Source organism: Thiobacillus sp. 65-1402, from assembly GCF_001897685.1.
Lineage (GTDB): Bacteria > Pseudomonadota > Gammaproteobacteria > Burkholderiales > Thiobacillaceae > Thiobacillus.
Window position 1 is genome coordinate 1 of the sequence record NZ_MKUG01000109.1, and the last position, 14,973, is coordinate 14,973.

Sequence of the window (14,973 nt, forward strand, 5' to 3'; positions counted from 1 at the left end):
GCCGACGAAGAAGTCGATCAGCGTGTTCTGACGCGTGTTCTCCTTCCAGTCGAAGCCGAGCCGTTCGGTCGCGCAGGTTTTGATCTGCGTGGGGACGGTCACGACACGCTTCAGGCGTTTGTTGTAGGCCGGGTAGTTTGCGTATATTCCCTTGAGCTTTTTACCCTCTGCGCCGTGGCAGGAAGCACAGGATTGCCCCTTGGCATTCTTCTCGTTGTAGTACCCTCTGCCGATGTCGATCGCGCCTTCCGCGTCGAAGCTTTTAACTGCCCAGCGGAAATCCTTGTAGTTCATCTCATGGGACATCTTTCCGCTTTTCTTGGCGTCTTCAAGCGCCTTCTCATCTTTCCAGTATTGATAGGTATTCGAGAATTTCGCGTCTCCCGAAACGTGGGGGATTGCCAACTCCTTGCCCGGCATGTAATCGAATTTCGGGTACTCCTCGGCGCTTGCCGGAAGCGCGGCGGCAAGGCAAGCGCCAAATGCCAGCAATTTGAGTTTTCTTGGAATGTTCATAGCCTCTCCATTAATTGAAACAAACGAGTCGGGTGGAAGATCGCTGTTGCCGCCCGAGTCGCGTCCACCCGACAGGCTTAAAGCAGGCACCGTGCCACCAGCGACACAAGGCAACAATCAATTGAAAACAAAGAGGAAATCAAAACAGATTCCGGCCAGACAGGCGCCGCCAATGGCGTATCGCCAATCGGTCTGGACAGGTCATGGGAGAAACGCCATAGCACGCGCGCGTGCCGTTTTTTCCAGATGCACGGCCAATTGCGCGCGAGCTTGACGCTGGCCGTAGGATGGGACTAAGGTGGTCCGCAGATTGCGTTTCAATGACTTGGTTTCTTTCCGGTTCCATGTGCCCCCCCGATCCAAAAGACATCTCCCAGCCTCCCGAACCGATCAGTGCGCACAAGGTTTTGATCATTGATGACGAGCCGGAAATCGCACGCATACTCGGACGCGTGATACAGACCTGCGGCGACTTTCAGGTCGCCGTCCGGGTCGGCAAGTTCGATCTGGAGCGCGAGCTCCCCGCACTGGAGCCGACCCTGATATTCCTCGATCTGGTAATGCCGGATTTCGATGGATTCGAGGTATTGAGCCGGATTCAAGGCATCCTGCCGGACACCCCGGTTGTGGTCGTTAGCGCTTATTCCACCATCGAAAATGCCGTACGCGCAGTGAAACTGGGGGCATTCGACTTCCTGCCGAAACCGTTCGATCCCGAGTCCGTGCAGCTGATCGTCGCCAAGCTCGAACAGGACCTGGTGCTGCGCGCACGTTGCGAAGCCCTCAAACGCTCCCTGCTGGGCCAGGACGGATATCTGCGCAGCATCAACGGCCAGAGCGCAGCCATCGAACGCCTGCATAGCTGGATTCTGCGTGTACGTCATACGCGCGCAAGCGTGCTGATCGAAGGCGAGAGCGGTACCGGCAAGGAATTGGTCGCGCGCGCGATACACGCCGACCAAGGGCCTTTCGTGGCGGTCAACATGGCAGCCATTCCCGATGAACTGGCTGATTCCGAACTGTTTGGCCATCGGCGCGGCGCCTTTACCGGTGCCACCCAGGATCGCAAGGGCCTGTTGTGCGAGGCGCACGGCGGGACCTTGTTCCTGGACGAAGTGAACTCCATGTCGCCCCTGATTCAGGCCAAACTGCTGCGCGTCATCCAGGAGAGGCGGGTGCGGCCTGTCGGGGGCGACAAGGAACAGGAAGTCAACTTCCGCATCATTTCCGCCACCAACGAGAAACTGGAGAAAATGGTGCAGGATGGCGGGTTCCGCCGCGACCTCTATCATCGCCTGCGCGTGCTAGGAACCACGCTGCCCCCGCTGCGCGAGCGCATCGAAGACATACCGCTGCTTGCCCAGCAATTCATGCAGCACTACAGCCGCGCCCACGGCAAACGGGTGCGCCAGATCCGCTCCGATGCGTTGTACTACCTGCAGCAGATGGCGTGGCCGGGCAACGTGCGCGAACTTGAAAACCTGATCGAGGCGGCGGTGATTCTGTGCGAAGACGCGGCCCAGGAAATCACACTGCCCATGCTGAACCACATTGCGCATGGGGAAGTCGTGGCGGAGGAAACCGGGCAGAACGCGATCTTGACGCTAGCCGAAGCGGAGCGGATCCATGTCCGGCGCATCCTCGAAATGACATCGGGCAACAAGACCCACGCCGCCCGACTGTTAGGCATCGATTACAAGACGCTGTTGCGCAGGCTGTAGCTGGCGAGAGGAAAAACATGGCGGAAATGCGGAATTTTGTGCGCGGAAGAAGAAGGTTTCTCACCGCATTGGGCGGATTGGGAATGAGCGGCCTAACGCTGAGCCTTGGCGCTGCGACCCGACGCGAAACAGCACTGGACAGACTCGATGGCGTCATCGACAGAAACATGTGCATCTCGCCCTCGTCCATGTCGGCATTGCGCATCAATCCTGCCGCCCTGCCGAAAGATCTGACTTTCGTTGGCACCCGATTGCTGAAACTGGGCTTTCTCGACGAGGTCGCCCAACTTTACGGGAAGCGCACCGGAAACCGGGTCCGGGTAATCGGCGATGGATGCGATGGTGGCCTGCTCGCAACGCGGTCAGGCAAGGCTCACTTCGGCGAATTGTGCTGCCCGGTTCCGGATTCTCCCGCCGCCGGCATGCGCTGGCTGCCCGTGGCGCAAGACATGAAAGTGGTGTTGACCTCACCCGACAACCCGGTACACGACATCAGCCTAGCCAACCTGCGCAGGGTGGCGACCGGCGAAATCCGGAACTGGCGTGAGCTGGGCGGCGCCGACCGGCCGATCGCGTTCATCGTGCACAACCACTGCCCGCCCTATCTTGAGCCTGTCCGCACCGTCCTGCTCAACGGCGGGAAAACCTGGTCGAGACACGCCATGCGTTCCAATACCGATTCGGACCACTTGCGCCATCTGGCGCGTTTTCGACCGTCCCTGGGGGTCGACAGCTGGGTACTCGCTGCGCCCTACGTCAAGCAGGGCCAACTCAAGGTCCTCAGTGTCGACGGTGTCATGCCCAGCGTGCGCAGCGTTTCACGCGGCGATTATCCGCTGACCGGCCCGCTCAATCTGATTTTCGCATTGTGGATGGATGACTTGATGCGGCCATTTCTGGATTTCATCTACAGCGAGGAAGCACAACGGATCATCGCCAGGAACACGGTCCCCGTGAGCGGCACACAGGCGGCCGAACTGGGCGATGCGCCAGAATACCTGCGACGCCCGAAAGTCACTGCGCTCAGGGGCTAGGTTTGAGCCATACCGTAATGCCGCCGTTAGCGGCATCCGTGACCCGGATCTCTCCGCCGTGCGCCTGTGCAATGGCGCATGAATTCGAAAGTCCAAGGCCCGTTCCGGTCTGCTTGGTCGTGAAGAACAGCTCGAAGGCCTTGTCTGCCTCGTCACCCTTGAAGCCCTTGCCGTAGTCGGTAAAACGAATGAAATACCGGCCATCCGGATCGGCCCCGATGACCACCTCGACAAGCTGATTGCCATTGGCCTCAAACGCATTGTCCAGAAGGTTGTCAACCATCTGCTCGAGCTGATAGCGGTCGCCCCGGGTGAAGTAGGGGCCGCCCGGCTGGAGGATCAGATTGATCTTCTTTTCGCAATTCAGGTGCGCCCGCCTTTCCTGGTAGGCAAGCATGCAAGCGCCGAGCTCGATGGTTTCGATCTTCAGCTTCGCAGGTTTGCCAAAGCGCAGCAGATTGTCGATGGTGGAAGTACAGCGGATGCAGTAGTGCAGGATCAGGTCGATCTCCGCAAGCACCTCGGGCTGGTTGGCGAACTCCGGCCTCAATAGATGGGCGGTGTTCTTGATCACTGTCATCGGATTGTTCAGATCGTGGGCCACTCTCATTGCCACCCTGCCCACCGCGGACAACTTTTCCTGGGCATGCATCTCGGCTTCCATCTGTCGCAGGCGCGACAGATGGCGAATCATATCGTTGAAGGCATTGACCAGTTGCCGAACCTCTCCATGACCGCCAGTTTCCAAGAGATTGAGCTGATCCGTCTTGATCTGTTCCGGCAACTGGCCGACCGCCGCCGTCAATTGCCTGACCGGCATCAGCACGCGATGCAGATAAATCGCGATGGCAAGGGCGAGCAGCACGGCGCTAGCCAGGAGGGTCAATACAATCAGGCGCTTGGTGTGCGCCAGCACCTCGCGTGCAGGATCGGTGACGACAATGTCGAGCGCCTGGATCTCATTTTCCGGAGACCAGACCGGAATGCGTATCGACGATGGCGGCTGCGGCGCGCCAGCCTGAGCCGGAAGCAGGGTCAGGCGCTCGTCGGACAGAATGGTCGCGTTCCCCCGCGTGCTGGTCTGACGGCCCAGTTGAATCCAGCCGACGATGTCGTCGCCGACGATGATCGGCGTGGAGGAAATCACCCAGAGCTTTTCATCGATCCAGGCCAGGGAAGCCCAGGGCTTGAGAGCGGACTGTTTATTCTTCGGCATGCGGGCCAGCGCTTCATTGCCCGCCGCAACGAGTCTGCCCGAGGTGTCCCAGACTGCAAGCCACTCCAGACGAAACGCTTTGGCTATGCGATTGAGGTCCGCCCGCAAGGGCACGGCCTCCCCATCCAGGTAAAAATGGTATTGCGCGCTTTGCCGTAAATCGGAGTCGGTCACCACAAGCTGGGCAAGCGCTTCATAAGTGGTGAGCTCATCCTGGATCAATTGCTGAATCTGGCTGTTCTGAATGGCCACGCGCTCATTGTGCAGCCGGCTGAATTGCTGGCTGACGAAGCCGTCGATCCCGTAAAACATGACTGCCGAGATCATGGCCAGTATGGCCAGAAGGCCGGCCACGGCGCGGAACATAAGGCTGTCCGGCAGAATGCCGGCACCTCGTCGGATCAAGTCGGGGATGCTCGCCATGCCCCTGGATTCAGGGGGGCTGCCGTGCTGAAGGGTTTCGTGCATGATGCCACTATGCTACTGCAATAACATGGTGTGGCCATGTGAGTGGCATACGGTTGTGGGATCTTCAGGGGCACGCTGGCGACCCGGATGGGCCAGCAATGCCACCCAATTCGGCAAGCATTCACCGCCGCACGCGGCGACGCTTGCCGGCTCCTCTGCTCCATCGTCCGGTTATGACTGTCCGCTGGTATTGCTCCTAGCCAGTAAACCCCTTGGCGTTATTGCCTTTCAGCTGTCCTGGGTCTTGCGCACACGCCATTCAATGTCCGCTCATCGCCGCCCGCGTCCGCACCAGCCGGTCATCGCGATAATCCGCGAAAGCCTGCTCGATTTCCTCGCGGGTGTTCATGACGAAGGGGCCATACTGCACCACCGGTTCGCCGATCGGCCGGCCCGCCACCAGGATGAGGCGCGCGCCCTCCTCGCCTGCCACGATGTCCACCGTATCGCCGGCCCCCAGCACGGCCAGGTTGTGCGTCTTCAACTCCTGTTCCGCCAAGCGCGCGGCGCCCTCGAAAACATAGGCGAAGGCATTGCGCGTTCCACTCAGCGGAAGACTGAAACGCGCCGCGGCGGCAAGGGTGACGTCGAGATAGAGAACATCGGTGGCGGGGTCCTCGATGACGCCGCGCACGCCGCCGAATTCGCCCGCCAGCACCCGCACCCGGCCGGCATCCAGCGCCACCTCGGGAATCGCCGCCGAGGAGAACTCCTGATAGGCCGGATCGGACATCTTGTCGCGGGCCGGCAGGTTGATCCATAGCTGGAAGCCACGCATCAGGCCATCGGTCTGCTGCGGCATTTCCGAGTGGATGACGCCGCTGGCCGCCTTCATCCATTGCACGCCGCCGGCCTTGAGGTCGCCGCGGTTGCCCATGCTGTCGCGGTGCTCCATGTGGCCGTCGAGCATGTAGGTGAAGGTGATGAAGCCGCGATGCGGGTGCTCCGGAAAGCCGGCGATGTACTCGTCCGGATTGTCGCTGCCGAAGTGGTCGAGCATCAGGAAGGGGTCCAGGTTCTTCAGCGCCGGCGTGCCGATGCTGCGGTGAACGGTGACCCCGGCGCCTTCGGTCACTTCGAAGGCGGGGACAAGCTGGCGAATGTGGCGCGTGTTCATGGAAGCCTCCTTGCTCTGTCTATGCATGATGGTCCGGCTCGACCCGGATTTCAAACCGCCTCGGCGAGTGCCGGCCAGTCGCGCTCCAGCACCTGGGCGATGCGTTCGGATGCCTGCTGGCGCGCGGTGTCGCCGCGTGCCATGCCGCGGTCGGCGGCAATCACCTCGACGTCGGCAATGCCGAGGAAGCCCAGCACGAATTTCAGCCAGGGGGTGGCGAAGTCGATGGCGCTGCCGACTTCGGTGCCGCCGCTGGCCGCGAGGATATAGGCTTTCTTGCCGCTCAGCAGGCCTTCCGGGCCATATTCGGTGTAGCGGAAGGTCAGCCGCGCACGCGCGACCTGGTCGACCCAGGCCTTGAGACTGGCCGGTACGCCGAAGTTGTAGATGGGCGTGGCGATCACCAGCACGTCGGCCGCCATCAGTTCGCCCACCAGTTCATCCGATCTCGCCAGGGCCTGGCGCTGGGCTGCGGTGCGCGCCTCGGGCTCGGTCAGGTTGGCATCGACCCAGGCGGCGTTGACCAGAGGCAGACCCGGCGCCACGTCGCGCCGGAGCAGTTCCAGGCCGGGCATGCGCTTGCCCAGTTCATCGAGCATCTGGTCGGCGAGCCGGCGGCTGACGGAGCCCTCGGCGCGGGCGCTGGCATCGACGCGCAGCACGCGCAATGGGGTGGTGGGGGAAGGGCTTGGGCTTGCTTGCATGACAATGATCTCCTGTGCGGTCCGGCACCCGTTTGGCACCATGGAAGCATTGTCCGATTTGCAAATAAAGGAATAAAGATCAAGAATTGGAAATCATTGTTCTATATTTAGCAACAAATGGACCGATTCGCCGACATGCACATGTTCGTGAGCGTGGTGGAAACCGGCAGCATCAGCGCCGCGGCCGAGCGCCTGGGCGTGGCCAAATCGGCCGTCAGCCGCCGCCTGGCGGAACTCGAATCGCGCCTCGGCGCCTCCCTCATCCATCGCACCACGCGCCGACTCAACCTGACCGACAGCGGCCGCGCCTATTACGATCGCTGCGTCGTCATCCTGGCCGACCTGGACGAGGCGGAAGCCGCCGTATCCCAGGCCCACCAGGCACTCAAGGGGCGGCTCAAGGTGGCGCTGCCGCATTCATTCGGCCTGCTGCACCTGGCCCCGCTCATCCAGGAATTCATGGCGCAGCATCCCCAGGTGCGCTTCGAACTCGATTTCAACGACCGCCAGATCGACCTGATGCAGGAAGGCTTCGATCTCGCCATTCGCATCGCCACGCTGGCCGATTCCAGCCTGATCGCCCGCCGCCTGGCGCCGATCCGTCACGCGGTATCGGCCAGCCCGGACTACCTGGCACGCCACGGCATCCCCGGGACCGCGGCCGAACTGGCGCATCACGTCTGCCTGGCCTACAGCAATCTGGAGCATCCCGGTCTGTGGCCGTACCGAGGCCCGGACGGCCTGCCCGGCAGCGTGCAGGTGCCGGTCCGCCTGGCGTCCAGCAGCGGCGATTTCCTGATGCGCGCCGCCATCGCCGGCGAAGGGCTGATCATGCACCCCACCTTCTACCTTCACACGGCTCTCAGCAGCGGCCAGCTGGTGCAGGTGCTCGCCGACCACAGCTGGCCGGAACTCTCGGCCTACGCGGTGTATCCGCCGACGCGCCATCTTTCCAGCCGGGTGCGGGCCTTCATCGACTTCGTGGCGGAGCGCCTGGCGGGCGAGCCCTATTGGGACCGCACCGGCCCGGCCTGAAAACCCGCCCGGCCGACCCGCCCACGCACCACCGGCGGCTCACTCGCCGCGATAGATGAAATCCCGCCTGAACGGATAATTGGGCTGGCTGCCGCCGACGCCCTTGCCCGCCAGCACCTGCCACAACTCCATCCAGCCACGGTCGAAGGCATGGGCCGAGCCCGCCATGTAGATGCGCCAGATACGGTATTTCTGTTCGCCGATCAGGCGGCGGGCTTCGTCGGCACGTTGCTCCAGCCGGGCGACCCAGTGCCACAGGGTTTTGCCGTAATGGGGGCGCAGGTTTTCGGCGTCGAGGCATTCGAGGCCGCTGCTGGCAGCGGCGCGCAGCACGTCGGAGGCGTGCACCAGCTCGCCGCCGGGAAAAACATAATCGTCGATGAATTCGGAGATCCCGCTGCCAAGGCCGCCAGATCCGGTTGCGGCGGCGGTGATGCCGTGATTGAGCACCAGCCCGCCGGGTTTGAGCAAGGCCATGATCTTGTCGAAGTACACGGCGAGATTCGCACGCCCGACATGCTCGAACATGCCGACGCTGGCGATCTTGTCGTAGCCGCCCAGTTCGGGCACGTCGCGGTAGTCCATCTTGCGCACCTCGACCCGGTCGCCCAGGCCGCGTGCGGCAATCTGCCGGCCGACGTAGGCAAGCTGATCGTCCGACAGGGTGATGCCCGCCGCATGCACACCGTAGCGCTCCGCCGCATGCAGGATCAAGCCGCCCCAGCCGCAGCCGATATCGAGAAAGCGCTCGCCGGGATGCAGGTCGAGCTTGCGGCAGATGTGTTCGAGCTTGGCTTCCTGCGCCGCATCGAGGCTCATGTCGGCCGCCTTGAAATAGGCGCACGAATACACCCGCCGCGCATCCAGCCACAGGCCGTAGAAATCGTTGGAAACGTCGTAGTGATACTGGATGTTGCGGCGGTCCCTGGCCCGCGTGTGGCGCCACCACTTCCACCCCTCCGAGCCGATTTTCGGCGCGCAGTCGCCGGCGTTGCACAGGCGGTCGCCGAGCGCCAGGATGTCGCGGACGTCGCCGACGAGATCGAGCCCTCCTTCAACATAGGCCCGCGCCAGCGCGCCCAGGCTGGGGTCGGCCATCGCCTTGAGGCTGGATGGCCGCTGCAGCCGCACCCGCACCACGGCATCGGCGGCAGTGCCCACCCGCTCGCCATTCCACAATTCGACGACGAACGGCAGGCCCGAGGCCTCCACCCGCCGCCGCAGTTGATGAACCAGCAATTGATTCAGCATCGCGCCCTCCTCCGAAGCAGGCGGCGCGTTGGTGTCGTGGTTTTACCGCCTGACTATGACTTTAGGCCAAATCCATCGCCAGCGCTGCGCGGGTGCTGTCCGCCAGCGCCGTCGCTTCCACCGTGTAGGCGGCGAGATCGATGCCCATGCGAACCGGGCTGCCGGCTTTGGCGGCCGCGATCGAAGCGGGATCGAGCTCGAAGCGCAGGAAGTGCACCGACGAGGTTTTCTCCTCGTTCTCGCGCTCCAGATCCTCGTCGGCGATGGCGAATACTTTCGGCTGCTCGGCCACCTGCACCCACACGCGGTCTTCGATGCCCTTCAGGCGGGCCAGCGCGAGCTTGCGCTCGTCCGGGTCGGAATACTGGATCATCATCGTCGCCTTCCAGTTGGTGCCGTCCGGAACCAGCGGATTGTAGGCGTCGAGCTCGTCCTGGATGCCGGCGTCCTCGAAGGTGCGCTCGGCGCGCAGCATTTCCTGGATCTGGTAGCGCATGGTTTTCTCGTCTTCGAAAATCAGCGTCACGTGGCCGCCCAGCTCGACCATGCGGTTCTTCTTGTGCGCCATCACTTCGGCGCGCATTGCGGGACGCACCTTGGCATAGCCCTCCAGGGTCAGCAGGCTGTCACGGGTGATCTGCGGCATGTCATTCTCCTTGCTAGCGATGTTTATTCCAGGCCATAGGCAATGCGCAGCAGCGTGATCGGATGCTGTTTCTGCGCGGTGGAATCGCCCATGCCCTGCAGGATGTGGCGCGCTGCGATCGCGCAGTCGGAGCTCACGTAATCCGGTTGCGGCGCGGCCATCTGGCGGAATACCGGCTTGCCGATCTTCATCGACTTGTCGAAATATTCGGTCTTCACGCCCCAGGTGCCGTCGTGGCCGGAGCAGCGCTCGACCAGCGTCACCTCGGCACCGGCCAGCTGCAGCGCATCGCGCGTCTTGTTGCCGATGTTCTGCACGCGCTGGTGGCAGGGCACGTGATACGCCACCTTGCCGAGCGACGCCTTGAAATCGGTCTTCAGCAGGCCGTCGACGTTGCGCGCCATCAGATATTCGAACGGATCCCACATCGCCTCCTTCACCGCCTGCACGTCAGCGTCGTGGGGGAACATCAGCGGCAGTTCCTGCTTGTACATCAGCGTGCACGAAGGCACCGCGGTAAGAATCGCGTAGCCTTCGCGCGCCAGCTTCGCCAGGTGCGGGATATTGGTTTCCTTCAGCCGCGCCACCGCGTCGAGGTCGCCCAGTTCCAGCTTGGGCATGCCGCAGCAGGCCTCCTTCTCCACCAGCACGGCGGGAATTTCGTTGTGCGCCAAAAGCTTCAGCAGGTCGTGGCCGATGCCGGGCTCGTTGTAGTTGACGTAGCAGGTGGCGTAGATCGCCACCTTGCCGGGTGTCTTCTCGTCGGCCTTCACCGCGAAGTCGCTGCGCGGCCGGGCGGTGGCACGGAATTTCGCGCTGTCGTACTCGGGCAGCTTGCGGTCGGGGTGGATCTTCAGCACGCCGTCGACCAGCTTCCTGATCGGCTTGCTCTTCAGGCTGGCGTTCACCACCTGCACCACCACCGGGATCGAGGCGAGCTTGCCCATCGCGTCGGTCGACGACAGCAGCTTGTCGCGGAAACCGGTGCCGCCCTTGCGGAACTTGATCGCCTTGGCGCGCAGCATGGTGTGCGGAAAATCCAGGTTCCACGGATGCGGCGGCACATAGGGACACTTGGTCATGTAGCAGAGGTCGCACAGATAGCACTCGTCGACCACCTTCCAGTAATCGGCCTTGGCGACGCCGTCCACTTCCATCGTCGAGGATTCATCGACCAGGTCGAACAGGGTCGGAAACGCGGTGCACAGCGACACGCAACGGCGGCAGCCGTGGCAGATGTCGAAGATGCGCTCCAGCTCGTGGTTGAGCTTGTCCTCGTTGTAGAAATCCGGGTTTTTCCAGTCGAGCGGATGACGGGTGGGGGCTTCGAGGCTGCCTTCACGAGTGCTCATGCGAACTCCAGTAATCTTGGTATTGAGAAATCCGTATGCCCCGCAGGGCATGAATACCCTGCGGGTACACCTGCCCCAAGGGCATAAGTAAAAAAAAGCGGGCCGAGCCCGACCCGCTTTTTGCTTGGGCGGAATTACGCGCCCAGGCTGTCCAGGGTCTTCTGGAACTTGTTGGCGTGCGAGCGCTCGGCCTTGGCCAGCGTCTCGAACCAGTCGGCGATTTCGTCGAAACCTTCGCTACGCGCATCCTTGGCCATGCCCGGGTACATGTCGGTGTACTCGTGGGTTTCGCCGGCGATTGCGGTTTTCAGGTTGTCGGCGGTGGGGCCGAAAGCCATGCCGGTAGCGGGATCGCCACAGGTTTCCAGGTATTCCAGATGGCCGTGGGCATGGCCGGTTTCGCCTTCGGCGGTCGAGCGGAACACAGCCGCAACATCGTTGTAGCCTTCCACGTCGGCTTTGGCTGCGAAATAAAGGTAGCGGCGGTTGGCCTGCGATTCGCCAGCGAAGGCGGCCTTCAGATGTTCTTCGGTTTTCGAACCTTTGAGTTGCATAACCTGATCTCCTTGGTTTACATAGACATGCTTTGCAGCACTGACATTCCATCCCGTCCAACTCGTCCAGCTATCCATTTATAGCAGACCCGTCCGTGGATGAAATCCGGTTTTTAGACTAAGTCTAATAACTGAACGAAGATTAAACCGGCGGCGATGGCGCTGTCAACCTCGCCCGCGCCCGGCCGCCTCGGCCTGCGATTCATCCGCCCTGTCTTGCGGGACTTCAAGGCGCGGCGGATCGGTGTCCGGTTTAGGATTTCACGCGCTTGCTCGCGAAGCGGCACGAAGGCCTTACTCGCAGTGCGGGCTGGCACCAACGGCCGGCCCCTAGCGGGTACACTTCTGGCTGAACGGAGAACTGCCATGAGTTTCGACCAAACCAAAACCGACGCCGAATGGCGCGCCGAACTGCCGCCCGAGCAATACCGCATCCTGCGTGAGCGCGGCACCGAACGGGCGTTCACCGGGCAATACTGGGACCACCACGAAACCGGCGAATACCGCTGCGCCGCCTGCGGCGAAGCGCTGTTTTCCTCTGCCGCCAAGTACGACTCAGGCAGCGGCTGGCCAAGCTTTTACCAGCCGCTGAACGCCGACGCGGTGGCGGAAAAGACCGACACCAGCCACGGCATGGTGCGCGTCGAAGCGCTGTGCCGCCGCTGCGGCTCGCATCTGGGACACGTCTTCCCGGACGGCCCCGCTCCCACCGGCATGCGCTACTGCATCAATTCGGCCTCGCTGAACTTCCAGAAAAAACAGGACTGAACCTTGCATATCTTCGATGCGCAGATCACGGCGATCGCGTCCGCCACGCCCAGCATCCGCGTGCTGCGCCTGGCCATCCCCGACGCCGGCTTCCGTTTTTTGCCGGGCCAATGGGTGGACCTCAGCATTGAGGCCGACGGAACGACGCACACCGCCGGCTATTCCATCATCACCTCGCCCCTCCATCAGGGCGGGATCGAATTGGCGATCAAGGCCAGCGCGCGGCATCCGGTGGCGCGCTGGGTGCACGAGCGTGCGCGGGCGGGCGACACCGTTCGCGTATCGCAGGGCCAGGGGCCGTTTGTCTATCTTCCCGAGATGAGCGACAACGTGGTGCTGATCGGCGGCGGCGTGGGCGTCACACCGCTGCTGTCCATCTTCCGCCATGTGCGCGATGCCCGCCTTTCGACCCGGGCACACCTGGTCTACAGCGTATCGGACAGCCGCGAAATCCTGTTCCGCGACGAACTCGACGCCGCGACCCGGGCCCATTCCAACCTGCATGTGAGCATCACCGTCACCCAGCCCGATGTCCGCTGGCACGGCCTCACCGGCCGCATCGATCCGGTCAAGCTGCACGCGCTCGACGTGCCGGACGACACGCTGTATTACCTGTGCGGCCCCAAGGGCATGGTCGAGGACATGAGCGCCCTGCTGCACGATCTGGGCGTGCCGATGAACCGCATCATTTTCGAGAAGTGGTGGTAGCCACCGGAGATGGCCCGATTCGACTATTAAAGAATCCCCCTGGCCTGTGTATGTTTAATCCCTCAACCCAACGGAGACACCTCATGCGTATCACTCCCCTGCTCGTCGCCCTGGCTTTCTGCACCCCGGTGCTGGCGGGCCCCAAGGACGTCGTCCGCACCTATCCGGCGCAGAAGGTCGGCGCCAGCACGTATGTCATCCATGGCCCGCAAGGCCTGCCGTCGAAGGCCAACCAGGGCTTCATGAACAACCCAGCCTGGATCGTCACCGCCGATGGCGTCGTGGTGATCGATCCCGGTTCCAGCGTGCAGGCTGGCCGCATGATGGTGGCACAGCTGCGCAAGACAACCAAAAAACCGGTCACCCACGTGTTCAACACCCACGTCCACGGCGACCACTGGCTGGGCAACCAGGCGGTTCTGGAGGCATGGCCGCAAGCCACGATCATCGCCCACCCCGACATGATCAAGCAGGCCAAGGACGGCGCCGCTGCGTTCTGGCTCAAGCTGATGTCGGACATGACCGGCGGCTACACCGACGGCACCCGCGCGGAAATCCCCACGATTGAGGCGGCCGACGGCCAGGAATTCAAGATCGGCGGCAAGACCTTCCGCATCCATTCCTCGACCGACGCCCACAGCAAGACCGACTTGATGATCGAGATCGTGGAAGACCGCACCCTGTTCACCGGCGACAACGTGCTGAACCGCCAGGTGATGAACATGCGCGACGGCACCTTCAAGGGCGTGATGAAAGCGACCGACCAGGCGCTTGCGCTCAACGCCGCGCTCTACGTTCCCGGCCACGGCAAGACCGGGGACCGCAAGTTCGTCGCGGAACAAAAGGCCTATTTCGACATCCTGATGGCGGAAGTGCGGCGCATGTATGACGAAGGCAAGAGCGATTTCGAAATGAAGCCGGTTATCGCCAGCAAGCTCAAGGCCTACAGGAACTGGGCGGAATGGGATACCAATCTGGGGCAGCAGATCAGCCTGGCGATCCTCGAAATCGAACAGGAATAAAGCCAGAAGCAAACCGCAGCCTCCGGGCTGCGGTGTTGGCAAGGAATCAGTGCAGGCGGCTCACGCTGGCGGCACGGCCGGGCTGCCATTCCCCGTCGAGGCTCACCCACTCGACCCGCTCGCCCAGCATGCGGATCACGCCCGGACGGCGGTTGTCGCCGGTATCGGAAAACTCGAACCGATAATCGCGCTGGAACTGCAGCTGGCCGTTGCCGTTGCGGGCGAAGCGGGTCTTGCTCAAGGCCACGCTCTCGTCCAGAAACTGCAGCCCGGCGTCGGCGCAGGCGCGCCGTCCGACGGCGACCGCCTGTTCACGCGTCCGCATGCCGGCATACCAGTACCAGCCGACCGCGCCGAACAATCCCAGCAGGACGATCTCCCAGCTCACTGCCCTGCCGTGTCGGGCTTGACCGGGCTGCGGAACAGCGCCGCCACCTGCTTCTTGGGGGCCTGGCGCAGCGCAGCTGGCGCGCTGTCGGGGCGCCGCGGCGCATCGCTCGGCGCATAAGGGGTATCGAACAATGCATCGCGCACCGCGGCGGGCCTGCCGCGCGGGGCGCTGCGTTCGCGTTCGCCGTGACGCTCCGGCTGGCGCGACGCGCGCGACTGATACGCGGGAACATCCGCCGCACCCGGTTCGAAGCCGGGAACGATCACCGGTTCGAGGGTGTTGCCGATGAGTTTCTCGATGTCCCTGAGATAGCGCGTTTCGGATTCGCTCACCAGCGAAATCGCCTCGCCCTGGGCGCCCGCGCGGCCGGTGCGGCCGATGCGGTGGACGTAGTCCTCGGCGTTGTGCGGCAGATCGTAGTTGACGACGAAGGGCAGCGCCTCGATGTCGATGCCGCGCGCAGCGACGTC

The 14,973-nt window shown here is 62.8% G+C and carries 16 protein-coding genes; 6 read left to right on the top strand and 10 right to left on the bottom strand.

All coding sequences use genetic code 11. The features are described 5' to 3' along the window. A partial coding sequence (locus tag BGO62_RS09145; RefSeq protein WP_296641583.1) for a hypothetical protein occupies positions 1 to 516 on the bottom strand: 516 nt, incomplete at its 3' end. A gap of 230 nt (positions 517 to 746) precedes the next feature. Between BGO62_RS09145 and BGO62_RS09150 the strand changes: the two genes are divergently transcribed. Together BGO62_RS09150 and BGO62_RS09155 are read left to right on the top strand one after the other, a co-directional pair. Next, positions 747 to 2,237, top strand: coding sequence for a sigma-54 dependent transcriptional regulator (locus BGO62_RS09150; protein WP_296641584.1), 1,491 nt, complete (start codon positions 747 to 749; stop codon positions 2,235 to 2,237). A gap of 83 nt (positions 2,238 to 2,320) precedes the next feature. Next, positions 2,321 to 3,271, top strand: coding sequence for a substrate-binding domain-containing protein (locus BGO62_RS09155; protein ID WP_296641586.1), 951 nt, complete (start codon positions 2,321 to 2,323; stop codon positions 3,269 to 3,271). Here BGO62_RS09155 and BGO62_RS09160 read toward each other — a convergent pair. The 3 genes from BGO62_RS09160 to BGO62_RS09170 form a co-directional block, all read right to left on the bottom strand. Beyond that, on the bottom strand, positions 3,261 to 4,955 hold the full coding sequence (locus BGO62_RS09160) for a HAMP domain-containing sensor histidine kinase (protein ID WP_296641589.1): 1,695 nt from the start codon (positions 4,953 to 4,955) through the stop codon (positions 3,261 to 3,263). The genes BGO62_RS09155 and BGO62_RS09160 overlap by 11 nt on opposite strands. Positions 4,956 to 5,214: 259 nt before the next feature. Beyond that, positions 5,215 to 6,072, bottom strand: coding sequence for a pirin family protein (locus tag BGO62_RS09165; protein WP_296641591.1), 858 nt, complete (start codon positions 6,070 to 6,072; stop codon positions 5,215 to 5,217). A gap of 50 nt (positions 6,073 to 6,122) precedes the next feature. Further along, positions 6,123 to 6,776 carry an NAD(P)H-dependent oxidoreductase gene (locus tag BGO62_RS09170; protein ID WP_296641593.1) on the bottom strand — a complete coding sequence of 218 codons (654 nt, stop codon included), beginning with the start codon at positions 6,774 to 6,776 and terminating at the stop codon, positions 6,123 to 6,125. A 117-nt stretch (positions 6,777 to 6,893) separates the two neighbouring features. On the opposite strand from BGO62_RS09170, the gene BGO62_RS09175 reads away from it, so the two are divergent. Beyond that, complete coding sequence (locus BGO62_RS09175; protein WP_296641595.1) at positions 6,894 to 7,811, top strand: LysR family transcriptional regulator; 918 nt, start codon at positions 6,894 to 6,896, stop codon at positions 7,809 to 7,811. 39 nt (positions 7,812 to 7,850) lie between these two features. Here the strand turns inward: BGO62_RS09175 and BGO62_RS09180 are convergent, their stop codons facing one another. From BGO62_RS09180 to BGO62_RS09195, 4 genes are all read right to left on the bottom strand, one after another. Further along, positions 7,851 to 9,062, bottom strand: coding sequence for a class I SAM-dependent methyltransferase (locus BGO62_RS09180; RefSeq protein ID WP_296641597.1), 1,212 nt, complete (start codon positions 9,060 to 9,062; stop codon positions 7,851 to 7,853). A gap of 61 nt (positions 9,063 to 9,123) precedes the next feature. Next, a complete protein-coding gene (locus BGO62_RS09185; RefSeq protein WP_296641598.1) occupies positions 9,124 to 9,708 on the bottom strand; it encodes a DUF3501 family protein in 585 nt (194 codons plus the stop codon). A 23-nt stretch (positions 9,709 to 9,731) separates the two neighbouring features. Continuing rightward, a complete protein-coding gene (locus BGO62_RS09190) occupies positions 9,732 to 11,060 on the bottom strand; it encodes a heterodisulfide reductase-related iron-sulfur binding cluster (protein WP_296641599.1) in 1,329 nt (442 codons plus the stop codon). Between the two features lie 134 nt (positions 11,061 to 11,194). Next, entirely contained in the window at positions 11,195 to 11,614 is a 420-nt protein-coding gene (locus BGO62_RS09195) for a rubrerythrin family protein (protein WP_296641600.1), read from the bottom strand. Positions 11,615 to 11,980: 366 nt separating this feature from the next. Here BGO62_RS09195 and msrB point away from each other — a divergent pair, with 366 nt between their 5' ends. From msrB to BGO62_RS09210, 3 genes are all read left to right on the top strand, one after another. Next, a complete protein-coding gene (msrB, locus tag BGO62_RS09200) occupies positions 11,981 to 12,382 on the top strand; it encodes a peptide-methionine (R)-S-oxide reductase MsrB (RefSeq protein ID WP_296641603.1) in 402 nt (133 codons plus the stop codon). Between the two features lie 3 nt (positions 12,383 to 12,385). Then, the gene (locus BGO62_RS09205; RefSeq protein WP_296641605.1) at positions 12,386 to 13,090 is read left to right on the top strand and encodes an FAD-binding oxidoreductase; all 705 of its coding nucleotides are present in this window, start codon (positions 12,386 to 12,388) and stop codon (positions 13,088 to 13,090) included. An 83-nt stretch (positions 13,091 to 13,173) separates the two neighbouring features. Continuing rightward, positions 13,174 to 14,112 carry an MBL fold metallo-hydrolase gene (locus BGO62_RS09210; protein ID WP_296641610.1) on the top strand — a complete coding sequence of 313 codons (939 nt, stop codon included), beginning with the start codon at positions 13,174 to 13,176 and terminating at the stop codon, positions 14,110 to 14,112. 46 nt (positions 14,113 to 14,158) lie between these two features. On the opposite strand, the gene BGO62_RS09215 is transcribed toward BGO62_RS09210, so the two are convergent. After that, positions 14,159 to 14,500 carry a DUF3301 domain-containing protein gene (locus tag BGO62_RS09215; protein WP_296641612.1) on the bottom strand — a complete coding sequence of 114 codons (342 nt, stop codon included), beginning with the start codon at positions 14,498 to 14,500 and terminating at the stop codon, positions 14,159 to 14,161. After that, on the bottom strand, positions 14,497 to 14,973 hold a 477-nt coding region (locus BGO62_RS09220; RefSeq protein ID WP_296641613.1), incomplete at its 5' end, for a helicase-related protein. The genes BGO62_RS09220 and BGO62_RS09215, both read right to left, overlap by 4 nt.

Excerpts from the sequence above, each read along its gene's own strand:
- BGO62_RS09155 (WP_296641586.1), top strand. The coding sequence starts at position 2,321 with ATGAGCGGCCTAACGCTGAGCCTTGGCGCTGCGACCCGACGCGAAACA.
- BGO62_RS09195 (WP_296641600.1), bottom strand. The coding sequence starts at position 11,614 with ATGCAACTCAAAGGTTCGAAAACCGAAGAACATCTGAAGGCCGCCTTC.
- BGO62_RS09170 (WP_296641593.1), bottom strand. The coding sequence starts at position 6,776 with ATGCAAGCAAGCCCAAGCCCTTCCCCCACCACCCCATTGCGCGTGCTG.
- BGO62_RS09160 (WP_296641589.1), bottom strand. The coding sequence starts at position 4,955 with ATGCACGAAACCCTTCAGCACGGCAGCCCCCCTGAATCCAGGGGCATG.
- BGO62_RS09210 (WP_296641610.1), top strand. The coding sequence starts at position 13,174 with ATGCGTATCACTCCCCTGCTCGTCGCCCTGGCTTTCTGCACCCCGGTG.
- BGO62_RS09175 (WP_296641595.1), top strand. The coding sequence starts at position 6,894 with ATGGACCGATTCGCCGACATGCACATGTTCGTGAGCGTGGTGGAAACC.
- BGO62_RS09180 (WP_296641597.1), bottom strand. The coding sequence starts at position 9,062 with ATGCTGAATCAATTGCTGGTTCATCAACTGCGGCGGCGGGTGGAGGCC.
- BGO62_RS09165 (WP_296641591.1), bottom strand. The coding sequence starts at position 6,072 with ATGAACACGCGCCACATTCGCCAGCTTGTCCCCGCCTTCGAAGTGACC.
- BGO62_RS09185 (WP_296641598.1), bottom strand. The coding sequence starts at position 9,708 with ATGCCGCAGATCACCCGTGACAGCCTGCTGACCCTGGAGGGCTATGCC.
- BGO62_RS09190 (WP_296641599.1), bottom strand. The coding sequence starts at position 11,060 with ATGAGCACTCGTGAAGGCAGCCTCGAAGCCCCCACCCGTCATCCGCTC.
- msrB (WP_296641603.1), top strand. The coding sequence starts at position 11,981 with ATGAGTTTCGACCAAACCAAAACCGACGCCGAATGGCGCGCCGAACTG.